Source organism: Liquorilactobacillus sicerae, from assembly GCF_029916425.1.
GTDB classification, from domain to species: domain Bacteria; phylum Bacillota; class Bacilli; order Lactobacillales; family Lactobacillaceae; genus Liquorilactobacillus; species Liquorilactobacillus sicerae.
Window position 1 is genome coordinate 221740 of sequence record NZ_JAHAVQ010000001.1, and the last position, 10572, is coordinate 232311.

Annotated in this window: 10 protein-coding genes and 1 rRNA gene; 9 read left to right on the plus strand and 2 right to left on the minus strand. The window is 38.7% G+C overall.

The annotated features are described in order from the left end of the window. Positions 1-39 precede the first annotated feature (39 nt). The 6 genes from KH893_RS01175 to KH893_RS01200 all read left to right on the plus strand — a co-directional run bounded on the left by KH893_RS01175 (position 40) and on the right by KH893_RS01200 (position 5660). The gene (locus KH893_RS01175; protein WP_281164336.1) at positions 40-1383 is read left to right on the plus strand and encodes an amino acid permease; all 1344 of its coding nucleotides are present in this window, start codon (positions 40-42) and stop codon (positions 1381-1383) included. Between the two features lie 221 nt (positions 1384-1604). After that, positions 1605-2213 carry a metallophosphoesterase gene (locus KH893_RS01180; RefSeq protein ID WP_281164337.1) on the plus strand — a complete coding sequence of 203 codons (609 nt, stop codon included), beginning with the start codon at positions 1605-1607 and terminating at the stop codon, positions 2211-2213. 21 nt (positions 2214-2234) lie between these two features. After that, positions 2235-3638: a bifunctional metallophosphatase/5'-nucleotidase gene (locus tag KH893_RS01185; RefSeq protein WP_281164338.1), complete on the plus strand. Its 1404-nt coding sequence runs from the start codon at positions 2235-2237 to the stop codon at positions 3636-3638. After that, entirely contained in the window at positions 3631-4230 is a 600-nt protein-coding gene (locus tag KH893_RS01190; protein WP_281164339.1) for a YutD family protein, read from the plus strand. Before KH893_RS01185 ends, KH893_RS01190 begins: the two co-directional genes overlap by 8 nt. 22 nt (positions 4231-4252) lie before the next feature. Further along, positions 4253-5023, plus strand: coding sequence for a TIGR01457 family HAD-type hydrolase (locus tag KH893_RS01195; RefSeq protein WP_281164340.1), 771 nt, complete (start codon positions 4253-4255; stop codon positions 5021-5023). 1 nt (position 5024) lies between these two features. Further along, positions 5025-5660 carry a TIGR01906 family membrane protein gene (locus KH893_RS01200; protein WP_281164341.1) on the plus strand — a complete coding sequence of 212 codons (636 nt, stop codon included), beginning with the start codon at positions 5025-5027 and terminating at the stop codon, positions 5658-5660. A 138-nt stretch (positions 5661-5798) separates the two neighbouring features. Here the strand turns inward: KH893_RS01200 and KH893_RS01205 are convergent, their stop codons facing one another. After that, entirely contained in the window at positions 5799-6434 is a 636-nt protein-coding gene (locus KH893_RS01205) for a VTT domain-containing protein (RefSeq protein ID WP_281164342.1), read from the minus strand. Between the two features lie 21 nt (positions 6435-6455). Beyond that, positions 6456-7463 (minus strand): NAD(P)/FAD-dependent oxidoreductase, encoded by a 1008-nt coding sequence (locus tag KH893_RS01210; RefSeq protein WP_281164343.1) that lies wholly within the window; start codon positions 7461-7463, stop codon positions 6456-6458. Between the two features lie 164 nt (positions 7464-7627). On the opposite strand from KH893_RS01210, the gene KH893_RS01215 reads away from it, so the two are divergent. The 3 genes from KH893_RS01215 to KH893_RS01225 all read left to right on the plus strand — a co-directional run bounded on the left by KH893_RS01215 (position 7628) and on the right by KH893_RS01225 (position 10508). Beyond that, positions 7628-8203, plus strand: a complete 576-nt coding sequence (locus tag KH893_RS01215; RefSeq protein ID WP_281164344.1) for a peptidylprolyl isomerase — start codon at positions 7628-7630, stop codon at positions 8201-8203. Between the two features lie 195 nt (positions 8204-8398). Further along, complete coding sequence (locus KH893_RS01220; RefSeq protein ID WP_281164345.1) at positions 8399-8773, plus strand: CvfD/Ygs/GSP13 family RNA-binding post-transcriptional regulator; 375 nt, start codon at positions 8399-8401, stop codon at positions 8771-8773. A 178-nt stretch (positions 8774-8951) separates the two neighbouring features. Further along, positions 8952-10508 (plus strand): 16S ribosomal RNA (locus tag KH893_RS01225). Positions 10509-10572 lie beyond the last annotated feature (64 nt).

Genomic DNA, 10572 nt, shown 5'->3' on the forward strand with positions numbered 1-10572 from the left:
ATAAGTGCGTTTTTGCAAAATGATTGGAGTGCTTTTTAGTTGAATAATGATCAAGACCTAGCACGTGGCTTGAAAAGTAGGCATGTTCAGATGATTGCTCTTGGTGGGACGATTGGAACCGGATTATTTCTTGGATCTGGTAAATCAATTCATTCTGCTGGGCCAGCAATTATTTTGGCTTATTTAATTACCGGCATAATTTGTTTTTGGTTAATGCGGTCAATGGGTGATTTATTGTTATCGGATTTAACGCAACATTCGTTCATTGATTTTATAACAAAATATTTAGGCAAAAAAATTGGCTTTGTGACGGGGTGGACCTATTGGTTTTGCTGGATCACGATTGCTATGGCAGATTTAACCGCCAGTGGTTTGTACCTTCAGTATTGGTTTCCCAATGTACCACGCTGGTTGCCTGGAATGATAATTTTATTATTGCTTTTAGCGACTAACTTAACGGCAGTCGGATTATTTGGTGAAACAGAATTTTGGTTTGCTTTGATTAAAATTGTGGCAATTGTTGCTTTGATCATCACGGGAGTTTTTTTAGTGATTGTTGGTTTTAAAACTCCACATTCGACAGCTTCAGTAATGAATTTGTTTAATTATGGCGGTTTTTTTGCTACTGGAGTTTCTGGGTTTGTGAAGGCTTTTCAAATGGTTACGTTTGGCTTTATTGGGATCGAATTGATTGGTGTTACAGCTTCAGAAACCCAAAAGCCGCAAATGACAATTCCTAAAGCAATCAATGAGATTCCATTCCGAGTTATTTTATTCTATGTTGGATCAATGCTGGCCTTGATTTGTATTTATCCTTGGAATCAAATTCCAGCAGATCAGAGCCCATTTGTTCAAGTTTTTAAATTAATTGGGATTCCAGCTGCCGCCGGAATTATTAATTTTGTTGTTTTAACAGCTGCGGCTTCGGCTTGCAACAGTTCGATTTTTAGTACTAGCCGTATGCTGTTTTCACTTAGTCACGGACAACAAAGCAGTTTGGCTAAAAAGTTGAGTCATCTTTCTCGTCGTCAAGTTCCCGCCAATAGTATTCTATTTTCAACGGCGGTAATCGGAATAGCAGTGATTGCCAATTTTGTTTTTCCAAATACGATATTGTTTTCTTTTATTGCTAGTGTGGCGACTACTTGTTTCTTGTTTATTTGGGCAATGATCATTTGTGCGCATTTAAAATGTCGCAAGGAGATAAAGCTACAAACCAAAAGAGTCCAAAGACCGATAACTGATTATTTGGTGCTCGGATTCTTGCTGTTTGTTGCTTGGGTGATGTGTTTGGATAAAATGACTTTAATTGCCTTATTAGCAGCCGTTATCTGGCTATTGGTTTTATGGTCTTTGAGTAATGTGAGGATCAAAGCTAAGTAATTGTGACTGGATTGAAAATTAGCAGGTGATAATTTAGCTTTTATGGATCAGGCGGCCTTTTTCAATCACTAAAAAGAAACTGAAGACGATTATTAATTAGCCTCTTCAAGATTAGATTAAGTTCTATCTTGGAGGGGCAGTCTTTTTATGCAGTTATTCTTTTGTTATTTGAAACATAGTTGTAAGATAATTATTGAAAGGATTTGAAAGCAGGGAGTAAAATGCTTTTTTTTACTGCAGATACACATTTTTATGATCAAAAAATGGTTTACAGTCCACAATTTGCTAAAAGAACTTTTATAAATGTTGAATGGATGAATCAAACTATCGTCGACCATTGGAATCAAGCAGTTACCGATAATGATATCGTGTATCATTTAGGTGATGTGGCCTTAATTGCTAGTAAAAAGGTGGCTTACCAGCAAACTTTGTCCTTATTGGAAACTTTGGCTGGACAGATTGTGTTTATCAAAGGTAATCATGATTCACGGGCTTTCTTTAAGTTTTTACAACAGCATAATTATTTACTAGCAAATCAGCGAAGAAAATTTATTTTCCATGATGTTGGTTGTCTGTTAAAATTTGATCATCATCAATTCTTTTTGACCCATTATCCGTTACTATTAGGAGTTTCCAAAAATGGAATTAATCTTCATGGTCACATTCATCACGCCAGTTTAAATTCAGTTACCAACTTAAATGTTGGCGTTGATACGCCGGAGAGTGATTATTTAAGAGAAGAGGTACCATTTGGAACGCCTTTTTCACAAGCTCAAGTCAACGAAATGGTTCAAGCTAAAAAGATTGATTTTCAAAAGAGGCTGTTCTAATACATTGAGGAGGTATTATTTTTGGCCAATGAGCAAGTAGTTATTTTTCATACTAATGATTTGCATTCGCATTTTGAAAATTTTCCGCGGATCAGAAGATACATTTTAACTCAACGAGCTAGGTTAAAAAAAAACAATATCAAAATTATTACTGTTGACTTAGGAGATACGATGGATCGAGTCCATCCTTATACTGAAGCAACTGATGGTCAAATCAATATTAAATTAATGAATCAAGTCGGTTATGATGCAGCAACGATTGGTAATAATGAGGGAATCGGTAATTCGCATCAACAACTAGCAGCTTTATATCGGCAAGCAAATTTTCCTTTGATCTTAGACAATTTAATTGATCGTCAAACTGGCCAAAAACCTTATTGGACAAAAGAAAGCGAAATCATTGAAACAAAAGCAGGCGTAAAAATTGGCTTAATTGCTTGTACAATGCCATTTGCCGCAACCTATGATATGAATGATTGGCAGGCATTGTCAGTTGATCAAGTCTTGCCGGCTTTACTTGCCAAAATCCAGCCTAAGGTTGACTTGATCGTTTTAATGTCACATTTAGGGATCAATTTGGATCGGCAAATTGCTAAAAAGTATCCGCAAATTGGTTTGATTTTAGGAAGCCATACTCATCATTTACTGCCGAGGGGTGAATGGGTGGGTAAAACTCTGTTGTGTGCAGCGGGCAAATGGGGTCGATACATTGGCAAGGTTACCTTGAATTTTGATCAACAGCATTTAACGGCTGCTAAAGCTGAAGTAATTAAAACAGAACAACTGCCTGAAGCAGCTGGTGATCAGCTTGAAATCGATGGGTATCAAAAAAAAGGTGAGCAGTTGCTGCAACAATTCAAGATAGCTGAGTTGCCAGTTGCTTTGAATGCTTCGTTGATTGGCAATTCACCCCTGACTAGGATTGGTTTGGCTGCAGTGAAGAAGTTGACGCAAACTAAATTGGCGATTTTGAATGGCGGTTTGTTTTTAGGAGATTTACATCAAGGAATTATTACTAAGAATGACTTACATCGAATATTACCGCATCCAATGCGAATTGTTCGTGTTCGGCTGAACGGTTACAATTTATGGCGTTTGATTCGTGAAATGGAAAAAAATCGCAATCATTTGCGAAACGCTTTTGTTAAGGGAAATGGTTTTCGCGGTAAAATTTTTGGTGAATTAGTTTACAATGGCATTCAATATAACTCATTGACTAAGGAAGTTTTAATTAACGGGCAATCAATTGATCTGGGATCGGAATACGAGCTGGGAACGGTTGATAATTTTATTTATTGTCCATATTTCCCGACGCTCGAAATAGCCGGCCATGCCAGCTATTGGGGTGATTGTTTTTTGCGGGATGTTGTCGGCGATTATTTGGCAACCAAGTATCCACTGAGAAAGAAGAGTGATTATGAATAGCGAAAAAAAGGAAAAACGCCAAGCACAATTAGCTAAAAAGGCTGAAACTTTAAAAGAATATGCCAGTAAAGTGCAGGTCACAGGGAAAAATGAGTTACTGATTGATGAACGACCGTACCTTTTAATCAAAAATTATCGTGACGGTTTTCAAGTTGATAAGTTAGAAGAAAGATTTAGTCAAATCCTGACAAAATATGATTATATAGTCGGTGACTGGGGCTTTGATCAACTGAGACTGCATGGCTTTTATGGTGAAAGTAACACTAGGGGGTATCCTTCGCAAAACATTACCCATTTACAAGATTACTTATATGAATATTGCAATTTTGGTTGTGCTTATTTTATTCTGAAAAATTTGCAGGTTGTGACCCCAGCTAAACGTTACCGGCGCAGAAAAAAAGAAGTTCAACATACTGCTAGACGGGACAATACGCAAGCTAAAAATCGTAATCGCCGTCCGACTGCCAAAATTGATTTTGAGATCCATGAACGTAAAAATAAAATTAATAAAAAGCGGTCGGTACCGGTTGTTAATCAAAATAAAACTGCAAATTCACATCAGCGTCATTTTACAATTCGACAAAAACATTAATTTAAGGCAGGTAAAAAAGAGAATGAAAAATTATCAAGGCTATTTAATTGATTTGGATGGAACAATGTATCGCGGCAAGGTTAAGATTCCAGCAGCTAAACGTTTTATTGAACGGCTGCAGAAAAAACAGGTGCCTTTTTTGTTTGTTACCAACAACAGTACCCAGCTGCCAAAAGCTGTAGCAGCTAATCTGGCCAAAAATTTTGATATTCATGTTAAACCTGAAAATGTTTATACTAGCGGCTTGGCGACAGCTGATTATTTAGCTGATTTAGATCCTAATAAACGAACGGTCTATGTAATTGGCGAATTGGGATTGAAACAAGCTTTTTTAGACCAAGGTTTTCGCTTTGAAGAAAAAGATCCGGACTATGCTGTAGTAGGCTTAGACTATGATGTTACTTATCATAAATTTGAATTAGCGACTTTAGCCATTAAGCGTGGTGCTAAATTTATCGGAACCAATGCGGATACAAATTTGCCGAATGAGCGCGGATTGGTTCCTGGGGCTGGATCGGTGATTGCTTTAGTTGAGTGTTCAACCCAGCAAAAGGCTACTTATATTGGCAAACCCGAAACAATCATTATGGAAAAAGCTTTGAAAAAAATCGGGTTAAAAAAGAATCAAGTGATCATGGTTGGGGACAATTATCAAACTGATATTAAAGCCGGGATCAACTTTGGGATTGATACTTTGTTAGTTTATACTGGAGTTTCGACTAAAGAGCAAGTGGCCAAACAGCAGATCCAACCAACCTTTCAAATTGATTCGCTTGATCAGTGGGAGGTTTAATTTGAAATTGCCAGCCTGGCTTGAGCGATTGCAGTTGATTTGTTTAGTGCTATTTTTTTTAAGTTGCTGTATTATTTTAACGTTCAATTTTACGCCGATTTATTATTATTTTGTTTATCATTATCATCTTGGTGCTAAAGTTGATCTGTCTAATCATCAATTGATTACTCAGTACCATCAATTAATTGCTTACTTGAATTTTCCATGGATCACGGATTTAAAGCTCAAATTTAAAATGTCAACTGAAGGTTTAATACATTTTCAAGATGTTAAGAAACTAGTAGTGATCAATTATTTATGTTTACTGATTAGCAGTTGGCCAGCAATCAAAAAGCTACGGCAGATGCAGCGCCTTGATAGTTGGTGGCAACTATATTTGCCCAGTTGTTATCTTTTGACAGCTGCAGCAATTATTTTGGCTTTTGCGGTACTAGACTTCTCGGATTTCTTTATTGCCTTTCATCAGTTGCTTTTTCGCAATCAAGACTGGGTTTTTGATCCGCAAACTGATCCAATTATTAAAGTGTTGCCCGAGAGCTTTTTTGCGGCAATGTTTGGATGGTTCGCCATTCTCTTTTTTGGAGGATTGTTGAGCTGCTTTATCATAACTAGAAATAAATTACTAAAAGATAAATAGCAAACAGCTAAAAGAAAATTCAAATTCTTTTAGCTGTTTGCTATTCTTAGATTAATTTTCGTGAATTATTCGCTGAAAACAATAATTTTTAATGGGTTTGAATTTTAAAGGGTTTAGATTTATATCAGGACCAACGCTTTAAGAAAGCTTGTGTTTCAGCGCACCAATCGCTGCTGGCAGTAAAGAAACAAGAATAATTCCAATGATGATCAGCGAAAAATGTTCTTGAACAAATGGCAAGTTGCCAAAGAAAAAGCCCCCAGAACAGCAAAGCGCCATCCAAGCAGTCGCTCCCATAAAATTATATTTAAAGAAATCCATAAATGGCATGCCACTACTTCCGGCAATAAATGGTGCTAAAGTTCTGATAATTGGCATAAAACGAGCTAATGAAATCGCCAAAGCTCCATGGCGTTCAAAAAAATTTCGCGTTTTGGTCAAATCAGTTTCTTTGATAAAACGTCCCAAAAATGAGTTAGGTGTAATATGATCACCAACACGTTGACCAATTTTAAAATTTAATCCATCACCCAGTAACGGAGCCGTCCAAAAAATAGCGACCAGCAGCCAAATCTCTAAATGATAGTTAGCGTTAGCTGCCAAAGCACTGGCTGCAAACAGAAGTGAATCACCAGGTAAAAAGGGTAAAATAACCGCACCTGTTTCAATAAAAATGATTAAAAACAAAATTAAATAGGTCCAATTGCCAAAAGTATTGATCAACGAAACTAAATGATCGTCGATATGAAAAATAAAGTCTATTAAGAAATTCATTATTTTCTCCCTGTAGCGAGTTTAATTATTTTTAAACTGAGGTAAGTTTTTAACTAGTTGTGTACTATGAGCAGGTTGTCGCCGATCTGGATATAACATATTCATTGCATTATTAATAGCGAGTGGAGCCTCACCAAGACCAGTTGCAATTAAATTAAGCTTTCCCGGGTAAGTTGCGACATCACCGATCGCATAAATTCCTTTGACAGCAGTTTGCATCGTTGAATCAACTGGGATTAAGCCATGTTGGGCATTCAATCCCCAAGCATTTAAATACTTGTTGCTGGAAATGATTCCATAATTGACTAACAAAAAATCTGCGTTAATAGTTTTTTGCTTTTTTCCACGAACTTCTTTAAGTTGAACTTGAATCTGCTGTTGGTCAGCAGCCTTTAAACCACTGATTAAATAAGGAGTTTCAAAAACAGTCTTGGTTTCTTTAAGTCGAGCAACGCTGCTTTCGAGAGCTCGAAAGTTTTCTCGTCGATGAACAATATGCAAAGATTTTGCTCGTTCAGCAAATTCTAAGGCCCAATCAACTGCTGAATCGCCACCACCAGCAATAATCAGATCTTTATCATTAAACTGATCAGGATCATTTACAAAATATTGGAGTTGTTTTCCTTCAAAAACAGAACTTTCTGGTAATTTCAATTTGCGAGGTTGAAAAGCACCAATTCCTGTAGCGATAATAATTGATTTAGTCATTAATTGACGTTGAGAAGTTGTTAACTTAAAACAGTCGGGTTCTTGATCGATTTTTTGGACAGTTTCATTTAAATGGATCTCAGGTTCAAATTGTTTGGTTTGTTTGATCAGATTTTGAATTAGATTTGTTCCCTTGATCATTGGATAGCCAGGAATGTCATAGATCTTTTTGGCAGAAAAGAGTGCCGTAACTTGACCTCCTAATTGATCCAGACTTTCAATAACTTGAACTTTTGCTTGCCGCATTTTAGCGTAAGTTGCTGCAAAAATTCCGACTGGACCGCCACCAATAATAATCAAATCGTAAACTTCAAACGACATGGTTTGTTCCCCTTTCATAAAAGATTACACTAAAATACCTTAGCATAAATATAAGTCAAAATAAATTAAATTGGAAAAATTTACTTTTTTTGGTTAAAATTAAATTTAGCGAATAATTTGCAAGTAGAGATAGAAATTAATTTAAGTAAAAGGAGCCAACGATTATGTTTCCACAGTTAGCAGTACCAAGTGAAGGTACACCTAAAGTTCAGCTAAAAACTACTTTGGGAGAGATAGAATTTGAACTTTTTTCAGCCTATGCGCCCAAAACGGTTGAAAACTTTTGCGGTTTAATTAAAAAGGGCTATTACACTAATGTAGTTTTTCATCGGGTGATCAAAGACTTTATGATTCAAAGCGGTGATCCAACCGGTACGGGACGGGGTGGAGAAAGCATTTGGCAGCAGCCATTTGCTGATGAATTTTCCAATCAACTATTTAATTTTCGCGGTGCTCTTTCAATGGCGAATGCTGGTCCTAATACCAATGGCAGTCAGTTTTTCATTGTTCAAAATAAAAACTTGCCAGCACAAATGGAAGAACAAATGAAAATAGCCGGTTATCCAGCAGAAGTTATTCAACAATATTTACAGGGAGGTACTCCTTGGCTAGATCATCGGCATACAGTTTTTGGACAGGTCCGTAAGGGTTTAACAGTTGTAGATCAGATTGCAAATGTCAAAACGGTTAATGATCGACCACAAGCTGATATTGTTATTGAAGAGGCAGTTATTTTGTGATAATAAAATGTGTGGTTTAAACGTTAAGTGATCATCTGGTCGGCGGTTTTTGCAAGCAATTGTGCTGTGAGGTGAGAAGAACATAAATGTTTGATCAAGATCAATAACAATTAGCGACTAGCTCCGGTGTAAAAAATATGTGGATCTAGTAAAAATTTGTAGTTCATAAGATATACGATGTAAGGGGTGAAAAAATTGGAATATCGGATCGGGATGATTGTCAAAGGAAAAGTTACCGGCATTCAGCCCTATGGAGCTTTTGTAGCACTTGATGAAGAAACTCAGGGATTAATTCACATTTCTGAATGTCATGCTGGATTTGTGGTGGATATTCACCGAATACTCAGTGTCGGTCAAAAAGTGAAGGTGATGATTGTTGATATCGATGAGTATACAAATAAAATAAGTCTTTCATTAAGGTGTATTGAAAACCCGCCTCAGCGAGCTACCAAAATTAAAGTACGTTGTAATCATAAACACTATTGGACAAGTCGAAAAGTTAAAACTGGATTTTCTCCAATTCAAATCCGTTTAGATCAATGGATCAAAGAGGCTCTTGAAAAAGTTTGAATTTTGTTTCAAGATTATCTTGACAGAGGTGTTTTTGTTAGGTACACTGTAATAGTTGTGTTAAACAAGTAGACCTTTGAAAACTGAACAAAGTTTCGATAAACAAATGTGCAGGGCCTTGAAAAAGGACAACATTTGCGAAGTCAATTCGCTAGTAATAAATTTGAGTCACAAACTTTAAAATGAGAGTTTGATCCTGGCTCAGGACGAACGCTGGCGGCGTGCCTAATACATGCAAGTCGAACGAGACTTTTTGATTGATGCTTGCATCTTTTAAAAAGTTGAGTGGCGAACGGGTGAGTAACACGTGGGTAACCTGCCTTAAAGTGGGGGATAACACTTGGAAACAGGTGCTAATACCGCATAACCACCAAAACCGCCTGGTTTTGGTGTCAAAGATGGTTCTGCTATCGCTTTAAGATGGACCCGCGGCGTATTAGCTAGTTGGTAAGGTAACGGCTTACCAAGGCAATGATACGTAGCCGAACTGAGAGGTTGATCGGCCACATTGGGACTGAGACACGGCCCAAACTCCTACGGGAGGCAGCAGTAGGGAATCTTCCACAATGGACGAAAGTCTGATGGAGCAACGCCGCGTGAGTGAAGAAGGTTTTCGGATCGTAAAACTCTGTTGTCAGAGAAGAACGTGTGTGAGAGTAACTATTCACGCAGTGACGGTATCTGACCAGAAAGTCACGGCTAACTACGTGCCAGCAGCCGCGGTAATACGTAGGTGGCAAGCGTTGTCCGGATTTATTGGGCGTAAAGGGAACGCAGGCGGTCTTTTAAGTCTGATGTGAAAGCCTTCGGCTTAACCGAAGTCGTGCATTGGAAACTGGGAGACTTGAGTGCAGAAGAGGAGAGTGGAACTCCATGTGTAGCGGTGAAATGCGTAGATATATGGAAGAACACCAGTGGCGAAAGCGGCTCTCTGGTCTGTAACTGACGCTGAGGTTCGAAAGCGTGGGTAGCAAACAGGATTAGATACCCTGGTAGTCCACGCCGTAAACGATGAATGCTAAGTGTTGGAGGGTTTCCGCCCTTCAGTGCCGCAGCTAACGCATTAAGCATTCCGCCTGGGGAGTACGATCGCAAGATTGAAACTCAAAGGAATTGACGGGGGCCCGCACAAGCGGTGGAGCATGTGGTTTAATTCGAAGCAACGCGAAGAACCTTACCAGGTCTTGACATCTTTTGCTAACCTGAGAGATCAGGTGTTCCCTTCGGGGACAAAATGACAGGTGGTGCATGGTTGTCGTCAGCTCGTGTCGTGAGATGTTGGGTTAAGTCCCGCAACGAGCGCAACCCTTATTGTTAGTTGCCAGCATTAAGTTGGGCACTCTAACGAGACTGCCGGTGACAAACCGGAGGAAGGTGGGGATGACGTCAAATCATCATGCCCCTTATGACCTGGGCTACACACGTGCTACAATGGGCGGTACAACGAGTCGCAAGACCGCGAGGTCAAGCTAATCTCTTAAAACCGTTCTCAGTTCGGATTGCAGGCTGCAACTCGCCTGCATGAAGTCGGAATCGCTAGTAATCGCGGATCAGCATGCCGCGGTGAATACGTTCCCGGGCCTTGTACACACCGCCCGTCACACCATGAGAGTTTGTAACACCCAAAGCCGGTGGGGTAACCTTTGGGAGCCAGCCGTCTAAGGTGGGACAGATGATTGGGGTGAAGTCGTAACAAGGTAGCCGTAGGAGAACCTGCGGCTGGATCACCTCCTTTCTAAGGAATAATACGGAAACCTGCACAGTTGAAACTTTGTTTAGTTTTGAGAGGTCTACTCTCA

Bases quoted from the DNA above. Each gene is read 5' to 3' on its own strand.
- KH893_RS01180 (WP_281164337.1), top strand. From the start codon at position 1,605: ATGCTTTTTTTTACTGCAGATACACATTTTTATGATCAAAAAATGGTT.
- KH893_RS01190 (WP_281164339.1), top strand. From the start codon at position 3,631: ATGAATAGCGAAAAAAAGGAAAAACGCCAAGCACAATTAGCTAAAAAG.
- KH893_RS01210 (WP_281164343.1), bottom strand. From the start codon at position 7,463: ATGTCGTTTGAAGTTTACGATTTGATTATTATTGGTGGCGGTCCAGTC.
- KH893_RS01215 (WP_281164344.1), top strand. From the start codon at position 7,628: ATGTTTCCACAGTTAGCAGTACCAAGTGAAGGTACACCTAAAGTTCAG.
- KH893_RS01195 (WP_281164340.1), top strand. From the start codon at position 4,253: ATGAAAAATTATCAAGGCTATTTAATTGATTTGGATGGAACAATGTAT.
- KH893_RS01205 (WP_281164342.1), bottom strand. From the start codon at position 6,434: ATGAATTTCTTAATAGACTTTATTTTTCATATCGACGATCATTTAGTT.